Raw genomic sequence first — 21,083 nt, 5'->3', positions numbered from 1 at the left:
CGTGCGCGGCGCTCAGGCCAGACCGAAAGCGGTGCGTGTGTTCGACGTGGTGACGTCGGCGATCATCTCGACCGGATGATCGCGCCGGTCGGCGATGAACCGACCGACTTCGGGAACCCACGCCGGGCGGTTCTTCTTGCCGCGGTGGGGCACGGGGGCCAGGTACGGGCTGTCGGTTTCGATCAGCAGCCGCTCGAGCGGGCAGAGCATCGCCGCCGCTTGGACGTCGGAGGCGGACGGAAACGTGACGATGCCCGAGAACGAGAGGTACGCGCCGCGATCGAGCGCACGCCGGGCCTCGTCAGGGCCGCCAGTGAAGCAGTGGAAGATCGTCCGATCCGGCATCCCCTCGGCGTCGAGGACCTCGAACGTGTCGTCCCACGCATCACGCGTGTGGATCACGAGTGGAAGTCCACGGTCGTTGGCGATCTGGATCTGTTCGGCGAACGCCTGCTGCTGGACCTCGCGAGGCGAGTGCTCGTAGTAGTAGTCGAGCCCGGCTTCGCCGACGGCCACGATGCCGTGTTCGACGATCGCCTCCGGGGAGAGGAGATCGGCGATCGAGTCGACGCCGTTGACCGCGTCGTGCGGATGTAAGCCGACCGTGGCGAACACGCCGTCGTGTCGCGCTGCGATCGCAATCGCCGCAAGCGACGTGTCGCGGTCGCAGCCGACGGTGATCAAGGTCGTGACCCCTGCTTCGCCAGCCGCAGCGACCGCTCCGTCAGCACCGTCGGGAATGCGTTCATCGTGCACATGACAGTGCGAATCAGACCATCTCATTTTGTTCGGCCTCCGCCATGGTTGGTGGTCGCAGCGTCACGTCGGCCGAACGCCAGGCTTGCTCGCTGGCGCTCGCGGCGCCGGCCGTCGCGGCAGTTGGTGCGGCCGTTCTGATGTGCTCGGCCGTCTCGATTTGTTCGGCCTCCGCCGTCGTTGGTGGTCGCAGCGTCGCGTCGGCCGAACGCCAGGCTTGCTCGCTGGCGCTCGCGGCGCCGGCCGTTCTGATCGGTTTGGCCACTGCCGTCGTCGGTGGTGCTCACAGGGTGATGCGAGGGAAAAGGGGGTCGCCTTTGGTGACCGTCGGGCCGGCTTCGTACCCTCCCCACGTGGCCGCGTCGGGAAGACGCTGATCGGCGACCTGGCCGGACATGCCGATCCGCTCCCAGACCGCTTGCGCCGTGTCGGGGATCGCCGGCGAACAGAGGATGGCCACGATGCGCAGCGCTTCGAGTGCGTCGCCCATCACTGCGTCGACCGCCGGCCCCGGTTCGGCCTTCCACGGTTCGTTCTGCTCGAGGTGGGCGTTGGTCGCTCGGATCAGCCCCCAGGTTGCGTCGAGCGCACGGCTCGGCTGCAGGTCGTCCCACGATGCCGCCGCGTCGGTGTACGCCGTCGTTGCCGCCGCGGCGAGCGGGCTGTCGGGCGAGGGGGCGGTGCCGACGCCACCGCACTTCTTTGCCACGACGGTGGCGACCCGGGCGGCGAGGTTGCCGAGGTTGTTCGCGAGGTCGGAGTTGTATCGGCCGACGAGGCCCTCGTAGGTGAAGTCACCGTCGCTGCCGTACGGGGTCTCGGCCAGCACGTAGTAGCGGAACCCGTCGAGACCGATGTCGTCGATCAGGTCGAGGGGGTTCACGACATTGCCCGACGTCTTGCTCATCTTCTCGCCGCCGACGAGCAACCAGCCGCCGATCGCCCACCGCTTGGGAGGTTCGACACCTGCCGACATCAGCATCGCCGGCCAGTACACACAGTGCTGACGCACGATGTCCTTGCCGATGAGATGCGTTGCGGGCCACCAGTCTCGGTAGTCCTGATCGTCGGATCCGAAGCCGACCGCTGCGAGATAGTTCGTCAGTGCGTCGAACCACACGTAGGTGACGTGCTTGGGATCCCACGGCAGCGGAATTCCCCATTCGAGCGAGGTGCGGCTGACGGAGAAGTCGCGCAGTCCGCCGCGGATCAGACCGAGCGCTTCGTTGCCGCGATGCTCGGGACGCAGCGCCGTCGGATGCTTCGCGTACCAGTCGAGGAGGCGGTCTTGGAAGCGGCTGAGCCGGAAGAAGTAGTTCTCTTCCTCGAAGTACTGCACCGGGCGAGCATGGACCGGACAGCAATCCTCGACGCCGTCGAGGATGACGAGTTCGTCATCGGAGTAGTACTCCTCGCAGGCCACGCAGTACTTGCCGGCGAAGGTGTCGAGTTCGATGTCACCGGCGTCGTAGCAGCGCTGGAGGAGCTCGGCGACGGCTGCTTTGTGACGCGGTTCGGTCGTGCGGATGAAGTCGTCGTTGGCGATGTTCAACCGCTCCCACGCCGCGGCGAACTTCGGAGCGATCTCGTCGGTGAACTGCTGGGGGGTCAGGCCGGCCGCATCGGCAGCCTGTTGGATCTTGAGGCCGTGCTCGTCGGTGCCGGTGACGTACTTCGTGTCGTTGCCGAGCAGCCGGCTCCAACGCGTGATCGCGTCACCCACGATGGTCGTGTACGCGTGTCCGAGGTGAGGTTCGGCGTTCACGTAGTAGATCGGGGTCGTCACATACGTCCGGGTCACGTGCTGCACGCTAGCTGCGCAGCCCAACTCTCGGCCCCGGAGAAAGCGACAGAGTGGGTCAGACCCACTCTGTCGTCGCGGATGCCAGCTCGGTTGATCACGACAGGCGACAGAGTGGGTCTGACCCACTCTGTCGCCTGGGTTGGGAGAGAGGCGGTTGGAGTTCGTACGTTGCGGACATGACCGGTCGTTTCGCCACTGCCACTGCCGTGACCCTGCTCGAGCGTGACGTGCGGAACGTCGAGACCGTGCGCTATGGCGCCGAGGTGCACGACGGTTGGGACATCGGTGGGAACGCGAACGGCGGGTACCTCCTTGCGATCGCCGGGCGAGCGATGGCCGATGCCGTCGGGCGACCGCCGCTCACCATCACCGCTCACTATCTCCGACCGGCACCACCCGGGCCGTGCACGGTCGACGTCGACATCATCCGCTCCGGGCGTCGACTGGCCACAGTGTCCGCGACGCTGTCCATGGCCGGCGTTCCGACGCTGCAACTGCTCGGGACGTTCGGTGATCAGCAGCCGGGTGGGCCGATGCTGCAACAGGTCGACCCGGTCGAACTCCCCCCGTTCGACGAGTGTCCGCTTCGCCCGCAGACCGCGGAGGTTCCGGCGCTCATGGCGAATCTCGACAGCCGGATCCACCCCGACGACGGCACCTACGCGCTCGGCCATCCCACTGGCACACCGCTGATCCGCGGCTGGTTCGCGCACGCCGACGGCGAACCGATCGATGCGTACTCGTTGCTGCTCGCCGCCGATGCCTTTCCTCCTCCGGTGTTCAACACCGACGTCCCGGTTGCCTGGGTGCCGACGATCGAGCTGACCGTGCACATCCGAGGCGTGCCGTCGCCCGGTCCGCTTCGCTGTTCATTCCGGTCGCGCTTCATCCATGACGGATTGCTCGACGAAGACGGCGAGATCTGGGACTCGAGTGGTGCGCTCGTCTGCCAGTCGCGCCAGCTGTCGCTCATGCCCCGCCCGCCAGAATGACAGTGGCTATCACCTCGTCCGCATCGGTCTCGCGGTCGAGCGGCGAAGCATTCACGTGATGACAGTGACATTCAACGCGGGAGATCGCTGCGCGGCGGATCAGAACCGACGGCGGCGACGGCGCGTGCTGCCGTAACGGGTGCCGGCGGCGAAGCCGACGCCACCCACAGCGACGGTGGCGGCGCCTGACAACGATCGTCGAATCACCGACTTGGTTCGCTCGCTGAAGATCACGATCGGCCAGCCGTCACGCCGTGCTCGTCGCTCCAGCCCGGCGTCGGGGTTGACGGCGACCGGATGCCCGACGGCTTCGAGCATCGGGAGGTCGCTCACCGAATCGCTGTACGCATAGCACTGCGACAGGTCGTAGTGATGCCACTCGGCGAGTGCCGCCATCGCCTCGACCTTGCCAGGGCCGTAGCAGAACGGCCCGTTCAGATCACCTGTGTACACCCCGTCGAGGAGTTCGCTGCGCGTGCCGATCCCGCCGGTCATGCCGAGCGCCTGGGCGAGCGGCTCGACGATCTCCTGGGGTGCCGCAGACACGATGTAGGTGTCGCGGCCCGCGGCGTGGTGGCGGTCGAGGAGCCGCTTGGCTTCCGGTCGCACTCGCTCGATCAGACGGGGGAGTATCTCGGCGTTGAGCGCCACGAGATCGTTTCGACGCATCCCCTCGACCGCGCTCAGGATTCGGGCGCGGACTTGGTCTGTCGTGTCGTCGCTGGCCCCGACGAGCTTGAAGGCGATCGCCCCGGCTGCGTCTTTCGTGAACGACCACGTCGAGATCAGGCCGGCCTTGCGCGCCTGGATCGCGAGGGTGAACGCCGACGAACCGGAGATCAGCGTGCGATCGAGATCGAAGAATGCAGCGCTGGTGGTGCGACTCGTTGCGAACGACATGTACTCACTCACGCCGTGGTGCCTCCCGGGTTGATCTGTTCGTGCTGGTCTGTTCGTGCTGCATCGTGTCGTGGCTCGTCGAGCGACACGGCGATCGCATAGACGTCGCGCTTGGGTCGACCGGACGCAGCGACGACTTCGGCGATCGCATCGCGTTTGGTGCTGCCCGAGGCGATGGCGGCGCGGAGGCTCGATCGAACATCGTCGTCGAGGGCCGGCACCTCGACCGATCGACGACCTTCGAGCACGATGACGTACTCGCCGCGTGGCTCTCCGAGGTCGATCGCTCCCAGCGTCGACCGCACCGTTTGCTCATAGAGCTTCGTGAGCTCACGCGAGACCGACACTCGCCGGTCGTCGCCACACGCGGCGGCGAGATCCGCGAGTGTCTTCACCACGCGTCTGGGCGACTCGTAGAGCACGGTCGTGCGAGCTTCGGATGCGATCTCGCCAAGACGCTCGACGCGTTCGCGACCCTTGCGCGGTAGGAAGCCCTCGAACACGAATCGTCCTGTCGCGAAACCGCTCACGGTCAGCGCCATCGGCGCGGCACTCGGCCCTGGAACAGCGCTCACGTCGTGTCCGGCGTCGATCGCTCCCACGACGAGTCGTTCACCGGGATCGGACACGCCGGGCATTCCGGCATCGCTCACCACGGCGACGTCACCGCCGGCACCGAGCACGTCGAGCACCTCGTCGAGCCGGGCGAACTCGGTGTGTTCATTGCAGACGGCGAGCCGCTTCGCTCGCACTCCGGCGTGCTGGAGGAGAAGTCCCGTGCGGCGGGTGTCTTCGCAACACACGAGCTCGACTCGACCCAATACGTCGATCGCCCGGGGAGCGAGATCGCCCAGGTTGCCGATCGGGGTGGCGACCAACCAGAGCGTGCTCATGAGGCGGCCGACGACTCGTCGCGTACTTCGACCGTGTCGCCGACTCGTAGGCCCCATCGCTCGAACGCACCGGCCTCGGCCTCGATGACACGCTCGGCGCTGGGAACGGGAAGGCCGAGACGGTGCCGCGGCATCTGCACCGTCTTCATCACCAGGCCGTCGTCGTCGAGGTAGGCGACGTCGATCGGGAACCGCATCCCGATCGTGTGCACCCACCTACAACGGTCGATCACCAGCGCACCTTCGATGCCGTCACGGCCGAGGAGCCCGTGGCGGCGTTCGGACCGGGTTTGCGCGTGTTCGGCCGAGGCGAGGACTCGGGCATCGCTCACCAACCACGCCATACGTGCCTCATCGTAGAGGTCCCATGCCGCTTCGATGGTGCCAGCAGCGTCGATTGGTGCAACCAGCCGGTGTCGCGGACGGGTGTCTCGTGTGGGTGTCGCGGTTGGATGTCGCGGACGGTTCAGACGTTGAACCGGAACTCCATCACGTCGCCGTCCTGGGCCACGTAGTCCTTGCCCTCGACGCGCATCTTGCCGGCGTCCTTTGCGGCGTTCCACGAACCGAGGCCCAACAGTTCCTCCCAGTTGATGACCTCGGCGCGGATGAACCCGCGCTGGAAATCGGAGTGGATGCGGCCCGCGCACACCGGCGCCGTCGATCCCTCGTAGAAGGTCCAGGCGCGGGATTCCTTCTCTCCGGTCGTGAAGTACGTCCGCAGACCGAGGAGGTGGTAAGCGCTGCGAACCATGCGGAACAACGCGCCTTCGCCGAGTCCGAATCCTTCGAGGATCTCGGCCCGCTCGACCGGGTCGGAGATCGCGGCGGCCTCGGCTTCCATCTGGACGCACATGCCGATGATCTCGACCATCCCGCCCGAGAGCTGCTCGCCGGCGGAGTTGAACTCGGCCGCCACCCGGGCTTCGTGTTCCGGAATCGAGTCGATGTCGTCCTCGCCGACGTTGACGACGACCAGCACGCGCCGGTTGGTCAGCAGGAAGTACGGGGCGAGCGTCTCGCGCACGTCCGTGCTGAGGCCGGCTCGATACAGCGGCACGCCTTCGGCGAGCGCGTCGAAGGCGATCTGGAGTGCAGCGGTGTCGTCGACGAGCGACTTGTCGAGCTTCGACTGGCGCTGCGTCGCCTTGAGCCGCTTCTCGACCGTTTCGAGATCGGCGAGCGCCAGTTCGAGTTCGACCACACGGAGATGCTCGAGCGGGTCGGAGGGGCCGACGATGTCGTCGTTCTCGAACGCTCGCAAGACGAAGACGATCGCGTCGACCTCGCGGATGTTGGCGAGGAACTTGTTGCCGAGACCTTCGCCGTGACTGGCGCCCTCGACGAGGCCACCGATGTCGACCACTTCGACTTGTGCGTGGATCGTCTTCTTGGACTGCGACATCTCGGCGAGGCGGTCGAGGCGCTCGTCGGGGACCATCGCGACACCGATGTTCGGGTCTTTGGTGGCGAACGGGTAGGGAGCGGCCAACGCACCGCCGCCCGTGAGTGCGTTGTACAACGAGCTCTTGCCCGCGTTGGGGAGGCCGACCAGTCCGAAGCGTTCCATGCGAGTGGCGAGGCTAACCGCGCCAGCCTCATTCGATCCCGACCCGATTCTGTGCCGCCGGTTTTCGATCTCGGCCCGGTTCCGTGCCAGCAGTTGGCGCGGAACCGGGCCGAGATCGATCAGGCAATGATCCGGCGGGGATCAGGCGGCGATCACGCGGCATGGGGTGCTCGGTGCAGGGCGCGGCGGATACGGCGAGCGGTGTCGGCGGGTTCGGCGATGATCGCTCGATAGGTGAACCGAAGTACGTGCCACCCGGCAGCGCGAAGGTCGTCGTCGCGTCGGCGGTCGCGTTCGAATTGGTCGCGATCGAGACCGTGGGTCGTCCAGCCATCGCACTCTACGATGACGTTCGTGCCGACGAACACGAAGTCGACCTCCCAGCCTTCGATCCAGGCATGGAACTCCACCTCGGGCAAGTCGAATCGGCGGATCAGGCGTCGAAACGCGGACTCCAGCACGCTGTCGGCTGGTCGACCATCGATGGCCCAGTGTTCGAACGCTTGCCGCAGCGCGACGACGCCATGTCGGCCTCGTTCGGAGTGAGCTTCGATCGTCGAGGCAACGGCATTGAGATCGGCGCGTCGATCTGCCAACGCAACGCCGAGCGCCGCCGTGACGAGTTCGGGTGCGACGGCTCCGAGATCGACCAGGGTGCGCAGCGTGTTCGTGCATCGAATGCCGTCGATCCGCTGCGGCGTGAGGTGGAGATCGTCGGTCGGTCGGTGGAAGGTCACGCCCGACAATTCGAGCTTGCGGCTCCGCCCGGGCAACATCACGTCCACCTCCAGATCCACCCTCGGTATGCGGCGGGCGTCGCGCCGGTCGTCAGGGTTGGCGAGAGGCCGGCCGTCGGTGACGGGTTCGAGACGAATCAGCCCGAGGAGATGTGCGGCGGATCGGTGCGACGCGAGGGCGTTGCCCCCTGATGCCCAGACCGCGGCGGCGATCGACTGGCGATAGGTCACGGGCGCTCCCGGCAAGCGAGCGACGCCGGGATGAACGAGTTCCAGATGGCCCCGTTTGAGCGATCGGTACCAGGTGGACGAGGGGATGCCCGCTTCGTGTCTGACGACGAGGCCGTGACGGGTGGGGTCGATGTCGGTGAGTCGCACACCCGGCAGTGGGGCCCGGGAGCGTCGGAGCGGAAGCATCTTCTTCGCTTCGGTGTGGAACCGATCGGCACGGTCCGATCGCCGGTGATGCTCGCCGATCGATCTCGACCCGGTTTCGCGCCAGCACCTGGCGAAAAATCGGGTCGAGATCGGAGTTCGGCGGCGCGAAATGGGGTCGAGATCGGGGTGGGCGCTGTCAGTTCGGCCGGCGGGGGCAACGGCCTCGCGGTACCATCGGTGCGGTGAGGAGCTTCGACGGCACCGCCCCCGGTGAGCCGATGACTCCTGAGGCCGCGCTGCTGCGGGTGATCCACTGCCTCGATCGGGCGCGTGAGAGCGGCTTCAAGACCAAGGCGTTCGTTCGAGCGCTCGACGTGGTGCGTTCGACCTCGCTCGACGAAATCGAACGGCGCGCGACGCGTTCGACCTTGACCGACCTCGACGGCATCGGATCGTCGACGGCCGCGGTGATCGCCGATGCGGTCGCGGGTCGATATCCGGCCTACCTCGCGAAGATCGAGGCCGAGTCAGGGGTTCCGATCACCGCCGGCGGACAGATCTATCGCGATGCGCTGCGCGGTGACTGTCACGTGCACTCCACGTGGAGCGACGGCGGCGCACCGATCGAGGCGATGGCAGCGACTGCCATGTCGGTCGGTCACGAGTACATGGTGCAGACCGATCACTCCGCTCGACTCACGATCGCGCACGGCTTGAACGAGGAGCGCCTCGCCCAGCAGCTCGATCAGATCGAAGCGATCAACCAGCAGTTCGCCGATGCGGGCGACGACTTTCGGATCCTGTCGGGGATGGAGGTCGACATCCTCGAGGACGGCTCGCTCGATCTCTGCGACGAGATGCTGTCGCGTCTCGATGTCGTGGTGGCGAGCGTGCATTCGAAGCTGCGGATGGAGCGCGGTCAGATGACCGAGCGGATGCTCGCAGCGGTGACCTCGCCACACGTCGACATCCTCGGTCACTGCACGGGTCGGATGATCGGCAAACGTCCGCCGAGTGACTTCGACGCCGACGCGGTGTTCGCTGCCTGCGCCGACTCGCACACGGCGGTCGAGATCAACTGTCGACCCGAGCGGCTCGACCCGCCACGCGAGCTGTTGCGCCGTGCGGTCGAGCTCGGGTGCTGGTTCACGATCGACACCGACGCGCACGCGACCGGGCACCTCGAGTGGCAGCCCTTGGGTTGTGATCGTGCCGCCGAGTGCGAGGTGCCGGTCGAGCGGATCCTCAATGCGCTCCCGGTCGACGATCTCCTCGCCTGGACCCGTCGACCCCGATGATCCGACCGGTCAGCCGGCGAGCGCTCCGTACATCGCGAGCAGCACGCCGGCGCCGCGGAGGTCCCCGGTGAGGGAACTCTCCATCCGGTTCATCACATAGCTGAAACTGAGTCCGAGGTCCATGTCGACGATCGCCAGCGAGCCGCCCCAACCTCCCCAGTAGCAGGTGCGCGGGTTGGGCAGCGGCAGCATCGGGCCCGGCAGCCCGAAGCCCATCCCGAGCCGCAGATCGGTGCCGAGCACGACGAGGTCCATGCCTTCGGCTTGCACGTCGAAGATGCGCTCGAGGCCGTCAGGCGAGATGATCTGCTGGCCGCCGACCGATCCGCCGTTGGCGGTGAGTGTGTGGATCGCCGCCACCGATCGAGCGTTGCCGTGGCCACCCGCGGCGGGCACCTCGGCGCGACGCCACGGGATCGTCGACGAGAATGCGGCGTCCGTCGCCGGGTTGCTCAAGGTGCGCCAGGCGATCGAGTCGCGATCGATCTCGGCAGCGTCGGGATCCTGCCCGAGGCCGAAAGCAGGCGGGATCACGTGGGCCACCCGATGGTCGAGCTCGGGGCCGGTGCCGATGTGGAAGTCGGCGTCGAGCGGCCCGGCGATCTCGTCGGCGAAGAAGGTGCCGAGTGAGCGCCCCGACACGCGCTTGACGATCTCGCCGAGGAGGTACCCCTGGCTGATGGCGTGATACCCCGACGCCGAGCCGGGCTCCCACCAGGGGGCCTGGGCCGCGTGCAGCGCGACGAGTTTGTCGTGATCGAGCAGGTCGTCCATCGTCAGCGGCTCGTCCCACCCGGAGAGGCCGGCGGTGTGGCCCATGATGTGGCGCGTGGCGATCTGTTCTTTTCCGTTGGCTGCGAATTCGGGCCAGTAGGTGGCGACGGGTGCTGCGAGGTCGAGTTCGCCACGGTCGGCGAGGAGCAGACAGCAGAGAAACGACATCGTCTTGGTCGTCGACCACACGTTGATGATCGTGTCGGACTCCCAGTCGCGTTCTCCGTCGTCGAAGGTGGCGGTGCCGCCCCACAGGTCGACGACGGTCTCGCCTCCGACCGTGGCCGACACCGAGGCCCCGACTTCCCCTTGCAGTTCCCAGTTGGCGGCGAAGGCGTCTCGCACCGCTTCGAAGCCCGGCGCGACGGTTCCATGGATCTCGGTCATCACCGAAACGTAGTGTGCAACCGTGACGGCGTCGGCTACCGGCCGGTTGGGGTCGCAGCGTTGCGGTCGTAGGCTTGGCTCCCTATGTCGAAGAAGACCAAGAAGCGCAAAGCTCGCCTCCGCCGCTCCAAGGCGAACCACGGCAAGCGTCCCAACATGGGTCGCTGACGTCGGCCACCGCCGACGTCGCCGTCCCCGATCCTCACGAACAACCGTCCAGGCGCTCGACGCCCATCGACTTCGATGGCGCCTCGGGCGCCTTGCCGCGTCTTGGCTCGTGCTCGGTCGTCGGCGGGGTTGTCGGCGGGTGCGTCTGCCAGGATGCTCGTGTGGATGCTCGTGTGGATGCTCGTGTGGAATGGTTGGAGATCGCCGGTGACGCAGCGGCGTGGCGGTCGATCGGACTGGTCGTTGCCGACGACGGATTGATCCCGCTGATCGGGACAGGCTTGCGGATCGTCGACGCAGGTGAGCACTCGAACGGGATCGTCGGCTGGGCGCTGAGCGGGGTGTCCGACGACCTCGACCAGGCGACGATCGACGGACTCCGCACCACGACGGTCGCATCGCCGGGTCCGGTCTACGCCGACCATCCACTCGGTGCGAGCGGCCTCGACCACGTCGTCGTGATGACCGCCGATCTCGAGCGAACGAGTGCGGCCATCGGCGCGGCGACATCATGCGAGTTGAAACGAATCCGTGAGGTCGACACGATGCGCCAGGGCTTCCACCGCATCGGGCGCGGTGGCCTCATCGTCGAACTGGTCGAGCGCCCGGACGTTCCGGCCGGCCCCGCGTCGTTCTGGGGACTCGTGATCAACGTCGACGACCTCGATGGTGCGTGCGATCGGATCGGCCGCGATCTGATCAGCGAACCCAAAGACGCAGTGCAACCCGGCCGTCGTATCGCCACCGTGCGCAGTGAGGTCGGGCTGGGCCTTCCCGTGGCTCTGATGACGCCGTAGCGACGCCGTGGGCGGGCTTCGCTCCGGCCGATCCGCCGGCAGCGACGACGCGGCCCGCCGCGTGATCTCGGGCCTGATCTCGGGCCTGATCTCACTCGGCCTGATCTCGGGTCTGATGACACTCGGCCTGACAGCGAGGTCTCAAGAGATCCGCAATTTCTGCCGATGCAGTGAGGCTCGATGCAGTGTCGGGCCAACGAGATCACTGTGGAACATCAACCTCCCCTCATCGGACGCGAACGCACGCAGCATGCCCTCGCGCAGGATCGCCGTGCCATTCGCCACATCGAGTCCGCGCGGAACCACGGGCGCCGGGCGAGCGGAACAGGACGGTCTCGGGAGAACGAGCCTCCCGTGTCCACCACGCCCCCGAACTCCTCGACGTCGACCCGACGTGGCGCGAGCGCGTCCGTGCGCGAGCTCGCGGGCGCCGTGGCGGCCACCGCGGTGCTGGCCATCGTGCTCCTCGTCGTGGTCGGTGGGATGCGCACCGCGTCGAGCCGGTTCGCCGGAACGACCACCAACGAGAACTCGCTGCTCTCCGCTGCGACCATCGACGTGTCCCTGGTCGGCTCGTCCGACGACGGTGTGGCGGACGGTGATGGCGGCGACACTTCGGCCGGTGGCGCGCGGCTGGCGATCGACGTCGCCAACCTGCTCCCCGGCGACTCGGTGGAACGATGCCTCCGCGTCGGATACTCCGGAGCGATCGACGACGTGCAGGTTCGGGCGATGGGCCGAAGCGAGGGTGGTACCGGGCTGGATCGCTACCTCGACACCGAGGTGGAGTTGGGCGATGGCGACGATCCCGAGTGCGGCGACTTCGTCGGCGCCACCACGGCGTTCGCGGGCACACTGAGCGCGTTGTCGACCGAGCACGGCGACTTCGGAGCTGGCGTTCCGTTGCTCGTGGGAGCGGCCGACGGCGACGCAGTGACGGTTCGTGTACGGATCGAACTCCGCAACGACAATCGAGCACAGGGTCTCGACTCGCAGTTCTGGATCGTCGTGGAGGCGCGCCCGTGAGCGTCGGTCCCCGACTGCGAAGCGTGAGCGTCGACACGACCGTCGATGGGCTCGGCCGTGCCGTCGCCGGCACGCTTCGCGCGGTCGTCTGGGCGGTGCTCACCGTGACGGTGCTGCTGAGTAGCTGGGTGGCGTTCGGCTGGTGGGTCGGAGGTTGGACGCCGGTGACGATCACGAGCGGATCGATGGAGCCGGCGCTGAGCGTCGGCGACGTGTTGCTGATCGCCGACGACGACCTCGACGGGTTCGGACAGCGCTCGATCGTCGTCTTCGAACGCGATGACACGCTCGTCGCTCACCGCGTGTTCGCCGTCGAGGGAGATGTGCTCACCACCAAGGGCGACGCCAACGCGTCCCCCGACGTGCAGCCGGTCGCGAGCGAGGACGTCGTCGGCGTGGGCCGACTCGTCGTGCCGTTCATCGGGCGGCCGATCGTGTGGGCGATGAACGGCGCGTGGCCCTGGTTCGTCGTGTGGCTGGGGTTGTTGTCGGCCGGCATCGGGCAGCTCGTGCTGGCGGCGCAGCGTGCCCTTCGTCGACTCGCCGCACGCGAACAGGTGGCGCCGTCGAGCCTGCGCCACGAGGTCGGACGCCGAGGCATCCAACGTGTGCGTTCGGTCGTGGCCGTGTTGATCGCGACGCAGTACTTCGTCGGGCGAGACCTCGGCTCCGGTCTCGAGGTGGGGCAGGGAACGGTCGCGGTCTTCGCGATCGGCGTGCTCTCGACCACCAATCTCCTCGGCGCCATCGCCCAGCGTTGGGAACACTCGCGTGCGCGCGTCGTCGCGCTCGCCGAGTTGGGGATCGACACGGTGCTCGTGGTCGTCCTCGCCATGGCGACGGGTGGCGGCGGTTCGACGTGGGTGTTGTTGTCGCTGCCGATCATCGAAGCGGCCGTTCGGTTCCGCCTCGTCGGTGCGCTCGTGCATTGGATGCTGCTCACGACCGTGATCGCCGTCGCGAAGATCTGGGAGGGAGGGAACGATCCCTCGGCGTTGCTGCTCGGAGATCTCGATCGCGTGATCGACCAGTTGAGCGTGCTGTTCCTCGTCGTGATCCCCGCGGCGTTCCTCGCGGAGCAATTGATCGGCGAAGTGTCGACGTGGCAGGACGCGACCGGCGTCGCCGAGAACCGCGGGCAACTGCTGGTTCGTGTGGCCGAACTCAGCCGCGAGATCTCTCGGCTGAACGGTGCGAACGTCGACATGATTCTCGAGGGCGTCCGATCGCTCGGTTTCGATCGCTGCGACATGGTCGTCGACGAGGGCGTGCGCTGGCGCGTCGCCCGAGGCGACGAGTTGCCAGCGCCAGGATCACCGGCGAGCTGTGTCGCCCCGGGGCAGACGACCGGGACCTTCGTCGACCTGACCGATCCCGACGACGACGAGGTCGAGGCGCTGCACGCGGCCGGGTTGTCCGCGGTGGTCTCGCAGTTCGTCAGCGTTCGAGATGGTCGACCCGTCATGTTGCGAGCGGCGCTCGATTCGGGTCGAAGCCTTGGCCCCGGCCTGGTCGAAGCCTTCGGTCTGCTCGCCGGCCAGGCGTCGGTGGCGCTGCGCAACGACGAGTTGCTCGCCGAGCTCACCACCGTGCACTCCGAGCTCGAACACCAGGCGACCCACGACGCCCTGACTGGCTTGGCGAACCGAGTGTTGTTCCTTCGTCGCCTCGAGGAACTGATGGCGCCAGGCTCGGCGGCGCCGGTCGGCGAACACGCTGTGATGTTCCTCGACCTCAACGGGTTCAAGCCGATCAACGACCGGCTCGGCCACGACGCCGGCGACGTGGTGTTGCAGCGTGTCGCCGAACGACTTCGCGACCTCGCCCCCGCCGGTGCGACGGTGGCTCGACTCGGCGGTGACGAGTTCACCCTGCTCATCCCGGAGGCGACCGATCGCGATCTCGTCGTGTCCACGGCGAAGTCGATCATCAACGAGATGCGCCGACCGCTCGATCTCGCGCAGGGGCAGGTCTCGGTCGACACGGCGATCGGCATCTCGTTCGGCGGACAGGCGGTCGGTGCGGCGGAGATGATCCGACGTGCAGACGTCGCGATGTACGAAGCGAAGCACCGTGGTGTTCCCGGACAGCTGTACGAGCTGTACCGGCCCGAGTTCGACAGCGTGGCGAAGCGGCGTGATCGACTGGTCGGTGACGTCCAGGCTGCGATCCTGGCCGGCGACATCCAACTCGTCTACCAACCGATCTACGACATCGTCGGCGTTCCGACCCTGGTGGGCGCCGAAGCTCATGTGACCTGGCAGCATCCGGCGGTCGGCGCTGTCGCCGCTCGCGAGATCATCGAGTCGGCTCGTGTCGCCGGCTGCATGCGTGATCTGACCGTCAGCGTGCTGGACGCCGCATGTCAGATGGCGGCCCGCTGGTCAGCGTCGGCATCGACGCACCGCTGTTTCGTCGCGGTGAATGCGGCGATCGATGAGATCAGCGACGCCTCGTATCCGACGCTCGTCCGTGGGGCCTTGAACGCAGGTGGGCTCACACCTGATCTGCTCTGCGTCGAGGTCGACGAGGAGGCGCTGGCGTCGCCGCTCGACGCGGTGCGTCGCAACGTGTCGGAGCTGCAACAGATGGGCGTGCAACTCGTACTCGACGACGTGGGCCACGACACGCTGTCGATCTCCTCGGTGAGCACGATGCCGCTGTCCGCGGTGAAGCTGGCCCGCGAAGCGGTGCTGAACGCAATGCGGTCCGAGACCGACCGGGTCGTACTCGCCTCTGTCGTCGACCTCTGCCGCCGATTGGGGCAGGACGTGATCGCCGGAGGTATCGAGAGCGACGAGCAGTTGCGGATGGTTCGTGTTGCAGGTACCACATTGGCGCAGGGTTTCTACCTCGGTGTGCCTCAGCCCGGCGGGCGAATCATCCAGTTGGCTGCGTCGCCCACCTCCGTGCAGCTCGGCTCCGATCCCACCGAGGGTGCGCCGGTCTTCCAACCGCCGACCGTGCCGACACTGCCACCACCACCGACGAGGGGCGCGCAGCGATCCGACGCCGGAAGGGTGGTGCGCTGACATGGCGAGACCACTCGACCACTTCGCGACCGTCGCGGAGGATCCCGTGGAGACGGCGTCTCGTCGGCGTCTGGATCGGGCGACCGTGCGGGCGCTCGGCTCTGCGCTGGCGGCGCTCGCGATCGCCACGACGGTGGTCGCTGAATCGACCTCGGCGCTCGATCCGCAAGGGACGGCGACGACCAACGCGTTCGAGTCGGGAACGATCACCTTGCTCGACGACGACCAGGGGCGGTCGCTGCTCGATCTCCGGAACATGGCCCCCGGGCGTCCGGTCGAACGATGCATCGCGGTCGAATACGCCGGCACGGTCCTCCCGGTCGAGTTGTCGTTGGCCGTCGACGTCACCGGTGACATCGCCGACTACGTGTCGGTACGAGTCGAGCGGGGTCTCGGTGGTGGATTCGATTCGTGTGACGGCTTCGTCCCGCAGCGAGTGACCTACGACGGGACGCTCGGCGACCTCGCCGCGGCCGAGCCGACCGATGTCGGTGTGTTCCGCGAGGACGGCGACCTCGCCACATTCCGATTCCGACTCGACCTGCTCGACGACGCCGCCGCAGCCGGTCGCAGCGGATCGGTCGACTTCGTCTGGGAAGCGGCGCCGAGATGATCAAGCGGCTTCCCCCTCGGGTCGCGACCGTGGTCGTGATCGTCGTCGCGTTCTTGCTCCTGACGCCCGTGGTCGCGCTCATGCTGCGCGGCGAACGCGGTCAGGCATCGTTCGGCGACAGCGTGTCCGTTGGCCAGAACCGGATCGGCGCGGCCACGCTCGACATCGAGATCGGGGAGCGGACGGTGCCACTGCGCGCCGATGCCCTCGCCCCGGGTGACGTCGTCGCCGGTTCGATCGAACTCGTCAACGCAGGGACGGTGCCGTTCCGGTACTCGGTGTCAGTGCGCTCCGACGACGGCTCGCTCGGCGAGTGGGTCACGTGGTTGTTCCAGGCGCCGAGCGGAGCGACGTGTCCGACGGTTGCGACGTGGCGAACGACGCCGCCTGCCGACGCGATCGCGGTCACGGGTGACCGGCTCGGCGACGGCGTTCTCGACCTGGTCGGATCGAGCAGCGTCGGCGCCGATCCCGGTGATCGCGTTCTCGACGTCGAAGCGAGCGAGACGCTCTGCCTGGCGGCACGGGTCGACATCGATGCTCCGAACTCGGTGCAGGCGACGACGACCGACCTTCGGCTCACGGCCAACGCCGAGCAACTCACGGCCGAGGAGATGGCGGCCTGGACCTCGGAGGAGACGCCATGACCGCTCGGCGCCTCCGCAGCGCACTCTGGCGCGGGATCGTGACGGGCACGGCTGCGCTCGCCGTCGTGCTCACCGTGGCGTTGATCGTCGGGGTCTCGCTCGGCTTCCGACCCGTCATCGTGCTCACCGGCAGCATGGGTGGATCGATGCCCGCCGGGTCACTGGCGATCGCCGGCCCGAGCAGCGATGTCGTCGTCGGCGACGTGGTCGTGATGCGTGGCGAGGGCCGACCGACCGTGACACACCGCGTCGTCGGACTCGCTGCCGGTGACGACGGTGAGATCGTCGCGACGACTCGTGGCGACGCGAACCCCGACGTCGACCCGACGACGTACACCCTGGACGACCGTCAGGTGACCGTCCGCTACGTGATCCCCGGGCTGGGTCGCGTGCTCCTGTCGCTGCGTTCGCCACTCGTCGGGGGCGCGCTGATCGCGATCGTCGTGCTCGGCTTCCTGCGGGTCGCGTTGCGCTCGATCTGGAGGTCGTCGCCGAGCCGGACCGCAACGACCGGTGCGATCCCCGCAACATCGGGAGCCGCGCCATCGCCATCGCCGGTGCCGCCGCCACCGCCGCGACAGGGTGTCGGTCGTCGCGACGGCGTCGCCGCGACGATCACGGCGATCACCGCGGTCACCGTGATCGGTGTCGCCACGCTGGCGGTGTACAGCGCGACAGCGTCGGCGGACGACATCGAGTTCACGACGCGTGAGTGTTTCGGATCGCGGCTCCAGGGAGTCCAGCAGGGCACGGCGACGAGTTCGACGACCGGTGTGTCGTCGATCGCCATCGCTCCGGTCGACCCCAGTCGGTCGTTCGTGCTGTTCTCCTCGTCGAGCGCCGACGGCGAGCCCGACGAGTCGGTTGCGTCGCTGCGTCTCGCAGATTCGTCGACCCTCGAAGTCGTGCGAGCTTCGGACAGCGCACCGTCGGGCACGGTCCAGATCGAATGGTCGGTCGTCGAATACGCGTGTGGTGTGAGCGTGCAACGCGGCACGATCAACGGTGCCGGAGCGGCAGCGCTGGACGTCACGCTCGCCCCGATCGACCCGACGTCGAGCTTCGCGGTCGTGAGCTCGTTGCCGGGTGCCGGCAGCGTCGACTACGGATCCGACGTACTGACTTCGGCGCATGTGCTCGACGCCGGCACGCTGCGCATCGACGCCGCCGCACCGATCCCTGCCTCGACCCGGTTCGACTGGCAGGTCGTCACGTTCGACACGCCCGGCGAGGCCGTCGTGCAGACGCTCACGGCGACGCTGATCGATGGCGTCTCGACGACCACCGTTGCGATTCCGGCCTCGGTGAATCCGTCGTCGACGCTCCTCGTCGCCGGCATCCGAACGGCCAACTCGGGCGCCACGATCGGCGACCGCCTCGTTCGCGTGCGGTTGCTCGACGAGCAGACGATCGAGGTGGAGCGTGACCTCACGACGGGCAGCGCCGACGTCGACGTCCAGGTGGTCGAGTTGCGCGACGGCTCGACGGTGCAGCGCGGGGTGCTCGACTTCGCCATCGGGCAGGGCACGGCGACCGCGACGATGCCGCCGGTGAGCGTGGGTCGAACGACTGCGGTGTCGACCGTGACGTTCGCCGGCGGCTCGAGCGGTGGGTCGACCTCGATGGCGATCGACGACGTCGTCGGCGAGGGCAGTGTGCGCGCCCGCCTCCTCGACAGCCAGACGGTGGAGCTGCGCCGGGACGCGACGGCGGCGTCGGCGTCGTTCGCGTGGCAGGCCGTGACGTGGGGCGGCCCCGTGTGGGCCGACCTCGAGTCCCCGTTCCGGCGCCGCATCGACGTCGCCGGCGGCAGCGTCGCGACGCCCGACGGGTACACGACGTCGTTGGTGTTCGACCACGCCGAGATGGTCGAGTCGGATCAGTCGCTGGCGAACGGCGACGACATCAGGATCTGGCGCCACGACGGCGTGAGCTGGACGGAACTCGATCGGGTGCTCGACCAGACGAGCGCCTGGAACGCGACCGACACGCAACTCTGGTTCCGTACCCGCGAGCCGATCGCCGCCGGGCAGACCGTGAACTACTGGATGTACTTCGGCGACGACACGCCCGCAGCGGTGCTCGACGACGAGGCGAACGTGTGGCTCGTGACCGAGACGTTCGACGGCGGTGACCTCGGCATCTTCGACGACCGCACCAGTGGCACAGGCTGGTACCGGGCCGACCCGTGGACGCAGCGATTCGCGTTGACGATCCCGGCCGGTCGAACCGCCGTCGACCTGTCCGACGAACCGGTCTTGGTCCGGTTCACGAGCGCAGCGCTCGCCGCGGCCGCACAGCCTGACGGGTCCGACCTTCGTTTCGTCGCCGACGACGGCGTCACCCGACTCGCGCACGAGATCGAGTCGTACGACGCGGTCACCGGCGCGGTGACTGCATGGGTGAAGGTGCCGGTGGTCGCTACCGCAGCGCCGACGCCGATCTGGCTCTACGCCGGAGCGCCGAACTCGCCGGACCAAGGGGCCGCGACGGCGGTGTGGAACGCCGAATTCGCCGTGTGGAACCTCGCCGCCGACCCGACCGGGCCCGCCCCGGCGCTCGACGACAGTGGCCCGCGTCGCCTCGACGGCGTCGCGCTCGCCGACGCTGCGCTCGGGGCTGATCCGACCGGGCCCGCTATCGTGCTCGACGGGGCACTCGACCGACTCGAATCGGCTCCGTTCGTCGCGGATCGAAACGCACTCACCGCGACCGCATGGTTCCGAGTCGACGACGCTCGTGATCAGGTTCTCGTCACGCACGGCGATCCGCTCGCGGGCGGTTCGTTCGAGCTGTCGGTCGATCCGTCGGCCACGCTCGACGTCCGCGCCCGCCTCCGTTTGGGGGCGCAGCTCGTCGAGATCAGCGGTGGGGTGGTCACGGTCGGAGCATGGCATCACGCCGCGATGACCTGGGACGGAACGACGGCGCGCCTGTATCTGGATGGCGTCGACGTCGGCGATGCTGCCGCCGCTGGCGAACTCGTCGTCGACGGCCCGCTCGCCGCGGCCATCGGTGCCGCTCCCGACGGTAGCCGAGCGGTGGCCGGCGCCTTGGGCCAGGTGCGTCTCGACGATCAGGCGTGGTCGCCGGCACGCGTCGGCTTCGCCGCCGGCAACCTGCTCGATCCGTCGGCGACGGTGACACTCGGGCCGCCAGAGGCCGGCACCTGGTTCGACCAGGGCGACTGGACGCTGCGACGCCCGCTGGCCGTCGAGTCGGACCTCGTCGCCGGGCCGCTCACCGATTATCCGCTACTCGTCCAACTCGTCGATCCCGATCTGACCGCGGCGCTGCAGCCGTCGGCCGACGACCTCGTCGTGACCGACGCCGACGGCATCACCCGACTCGACCATCACCTCGAGTCGTGGGACGCCGGCACCGGTGCCCTCACGCTGTGGGTGCGCGTACCGATGCTCGACGACGTCGACGACTCGCTGCTCTACCTCTACCTCTCGAACCCCACGGCCGACGACCAACAGGACCCGCTCGGCGTCTGGGGCCCGGACGCCGACCTGGTGCTCCTCGAGTGAACCCAGTCCGCCCGCACCAACCATCACCAACCATCACCAACCATCACGAACCATCACCAGAGAAAGCACACCGACATGAACACCACCATTGCCCCACCCGACCGGATCGGCGGCTTCGCTCCGCCCGACCCGAACTCGGCGATCACCCCCGACGCCGGGCGGCGCGTGACCGCCTCGCGTGTCGTGATGACCTTGGCCGTCCTGCTCCTCGGCGCTGCACTCGCTGCCGTGCTCACCTTGGCCCTCTTCACCGACTCCGCCGACGTCACGAACAACACGTTCACGACGGGCAGCGTCGACATCAACGCCTCACCGGCGTCTGCTGCGCTGGCCGTGCCGGCGATGGCGCCGGGCGACCAGGACACCGCGCCGATCACCGTGTCGAACAGCGGCTCGCTCGAACTGCGCTACGCGGTGCGGTCGACGACGACCGAGGACGTCCTGGCCGGCGAACTGGTCCTGACCATCAAGTCGGGCGTCGCCACGTGTGACGATGCGAACTGGGCCGCGACGGGAACCACGCTGTACAGCGGCCCGCTCGGTACGGTCGCCGGCTCGAACCTCGTCGGTTCCCCGGCGACCGGCGCAGATGCGGGCGACCGGGTGCTCGCTGCCGGAGCGAACGAGGTGCTTTGCGCCAACGTGACCCTGCCGTTGTCCTCGACCGCCGGCGCTGGCCTCACGACCACTGCGACGCTCTCGTTCCTGGCCGAGCAGACCGCGAACAACCCGTGATCGCCGAGATCACGCGGATCGCGATCTGAGTTCGAGGCTTCTC

General features: G+C 67.9%; 18 protein-coding genes. 9 read left to right on the top strand and 9 right to left on the bottom strand.

From position 1 onward, the window contains the following. Nucleotides 1–12: 12 nt before the first annotated feature. Genes ACE37B_RS07440 through metG form a run of 3 tightly spaced genes read right to left on the bottom strand, consistent with a single transcriptional unit; the run spans nucleotide 13 to nucleotide 2,557 of the window. Nucleotides 13–783 carry a TatD family hydrolase gene (locus ACE37B_RS07440; RefSeq protein WP_409922641.1) on the bottom strand — a complete coding sequence of 257 codons (771 nt, stop codon included), beginning with the start codon at nucleotides 781–783 and terminating at the stop codon, nucleotides 13–15. After that, nucleotides 770–1,021, bottom strand: coding sequence for a hypothetical protein (locus tag ACE37B_RS07435; RefSeq protein ID WP_409922640.1), 252 nt, complete (start codon nucleotides 1,019–1,021; stop codon nucleotides 770–772). The genes ACE37B_RS07440 and ACE37B_RS07435 overlap by 14 nt, the downstream gene beginning before the upstream one ends. Nucleotides 1,022–1,039: 18 nt before the next feature. Then, nucleotides 1,040–2,557, bottom strand: coding sequence for a methionine--tRNA ligase (metG, locus tag ACE37B_RS07430; RefSeq protein WP_409922639.1), 1,518 nt, complete (start codon nucleotides 2,555–2,557; stop codon nucleotides 1,040–1,042). Nucleotides 2,558–2,736: 179 nt separating this feature from the next. On the opposite strand from metG, the gene ACE37B_RS07425 reads away from it, so the two are divergent. Then, on the top strand, nucleotides 2,737–3,552 hold the full coding sequence (locus ACE37B_RS07425; RefSeq protein ID WP_409922638.1) for a thioesterase family protein: 816 nt from the start codon (nucleotides 2,737–2,739) through the stop codon (nucleotides 3,550–3,552). A gap of 99 nt (nucleotides 3,553–3,651) precedes the next feature. On the opposite strand, the gene ACE37B_RS07420 is transcribed toward ACE37B_RS07425, so the two are convergent. The 5 genes from ACE37B_RS07420 to ACE37B_RS07400 all read right to left on the bottom strand — a co-directional run bounded on the left by ACE37B_RS07420 (nucleotide 3,652) and on the right by ACE37B_RS07400 (nucleotide 8,069). Continuing rightward, entirely contained in the window at nucleotides 3,652–4,464 is an 813-nt protein-coding gene (locus ACE37B_RS07420; protein ID WP_409922637.1) for an HAD family hydrolase, read from the bottom strand. After that, entirely contained in the window at nucleotides 4,461–5,345 is an 885-nt protein-coding gene (gene rsmI / locus ACE37B_RS07415; protein WP_409922636.1) for a 16S rRNA (cytidine(1402)-2'-O)-methyltransferase, read from the bottom strand. Before rsmI ends, ACE37B_RS07420 begins: the two co-directional genes overlap by 4 nt. After that, the gene (locus tag ACE37B_RS07410) at nucleotides 5,342–5,689 is read right to left on the bottom strand and encodes a DUF192 domain-containing protein (RefSeq protein WP_409922635.1); all 348 of its coding nucleotides are present in this window, start codon (nucleotides 5,687–5,689) and stop codon (nucleotides 5,342–5,344) included. Before ACE37B_RS07410 ends, rsmI begins: the two co-directional genes overlap by 4 nt. Before the next feature lie 122 nt (nucleotides 5,690–5,811). Further along, nucleotides 5,812–6,915 carry a redox-regulated ATPase YchF gene (ychF, locus tag ACE37B_RS07405; protein WP_409922634.1) on the bottom strand — a complete coding sequence of 368 codons (1,104 nt, stop codon included), beginning with the start codon at nucleotides 6,913–6,915 and terminating at the stop codon, nucleotides 5,812–5,814. 152 nt (nucleotides 6,916–7,067) lie between these two features. Continuing rightward, complete coding sequence (locus ACE37B_RS07400) at nucleotides 7,068–8,069, bottom strand: DUF559 domain-containing protein (protein WP_409922633.1); 1,002 nt, start codon at nucleotides 8,067–8,069, stop codon at nucleotides 7,068–7,070. Nucleotides 8,070–8,308: 239 nt separating this feature from the next. Between ACE37B_RS07400 and ACE37B_RS07395 the strand changes: the two genes are divergently transcribed. Further along, entirely contained in the window at nucleotides 8,309–9,328 is a 1,020-nt protein-coding gene (locus ACE37B_RS07395) for a PHP domain-containing protein (protein WP_409922905.1), read from the top strand. A 9-nt stretch (nucleotides 9,329–9,337) separates the two neighbouring features. Here ACE37B_RS07395 and ACE37B_RS07390 read toward each other — a convergent pair whose 3' ends face one another. Continuing rightward, nucleotides 9,338–10,489 carry a serine hydrolase domain-containing protein gene (locus ACE37B_RS07390; RefSeq protein ID WP_409922632.1) on the bottom strand — a complete coding sequence of 384 codons (1,152 nt, stop codon included), beginning with the start codon at nucleotides 10,487–10,489 and terminating at the stop codon, nucleotides 9,338–9,340. Between the two features lie 329 nt (nucleotides 10,490–10,818). Between ACE37B_RS07390 and ACE37B_RS07385 the strand changes: the two genes are divergently transcribed. From ACE37B_RS07385 to ACE37B_RS07355, 7 genes are all read left to right on the top strand, one after another. After that, nucleotides 10,819–11,454 carry a VOC family protein gene (locus tag ACE37B_RS07385; RefSeq protein WP_409922631.1) on the top strand — a complete coding sequence of 212 codons (636 nt, stop codon included), beginning with the start codon at nucleotides 10,819–10,821 and terminating at the stop codon, nucleotides 11,452–11,454. Nucleotides 11,455–11,808: 354 nt separating this feature from the next. Then, nucleotides 11,809–12,480, top strand: coding sequence for a hypothetical protein (locus ACE37B_RS07380; protein WP_409922630.1), 672 nt, complete (start codon nucleotides 11,809–11,811; stop codon nucleotides 12,478–12,480). A gap of 23 nt (nucleotides 12,481–12,503) precedes the next feature. Then, complete coding sequence (locus ACE37B_RS07375; protein ID WP_409922629.1) at nucleotides 12,504–15,512, top strand: signal peptidase I; 3,009 nt, start codon at nucleotides 12,504–12,506, stop codon at nucleotides 15,510–15,512. A gap of 1 nt (nucleotide 15,513) precedes the next feature. Beyond that, entirely contained in the window at nucleotides 15,514–16,125 is a 612-nt protein-coding gene (locus ACE37B_RS07370) for a hypothetical protein (protein ID WP_409922628.1), read from the top strand. Then, nucleotides 16,122–16,772 (top strand): hypothetical protein, encoded by a 651-nt coding sequence (locus ACE37B_RS07365; RefSeq protein WP_409922627.1) that lies wholly within the window; start codon nucleotides 16,122–16,124, stop codon nucleotides 16,770–16,772. The genes ACE37B_RS07370 and ACE37B_RS07365 overlap by 4 nt, the downstream gene beginning before the upstream one ends. Next, entirely contained in the window at nucleotides 16,769–20,305 is a 3,537-nt protein-coding gene (locus ACE37B_RS07360) for a signal peptidase I (RefSeq protein WP_409922626.1), read from the top strand. Before ACE37B_RS07365 ends, ACE37B_RS07360 begins: the two co-directional genes overlap by 4 nt. A gap of 75 nt (nucleotides 20,306–20,380) precedes the next feature. After that, nucleotides 20,381–21,040, top strand: coding sequence for a TasA family protein (locus ACE37B_RS07355; protein WP_409922625.1), 660 nt, complete (start codon nucleotides 20,381–20,383; stop codon nucleotides 21,038–21,040). Nucleotides 21,041–21,083 lie beyond the last annotated feature (43 nt).

It is taken from the genome of Ilumatobacter sp. (assembly GCF_046290335.1).
Lineage (GTDB): Bacteria > Actinomycetota > Acidimicrobiia > Acidimicrobiales > Ilumatobacteraceae > Ilumatobacter_A.
This window is presented reverse-complemented; position numbering and strand designations above follow the sequence as displayed.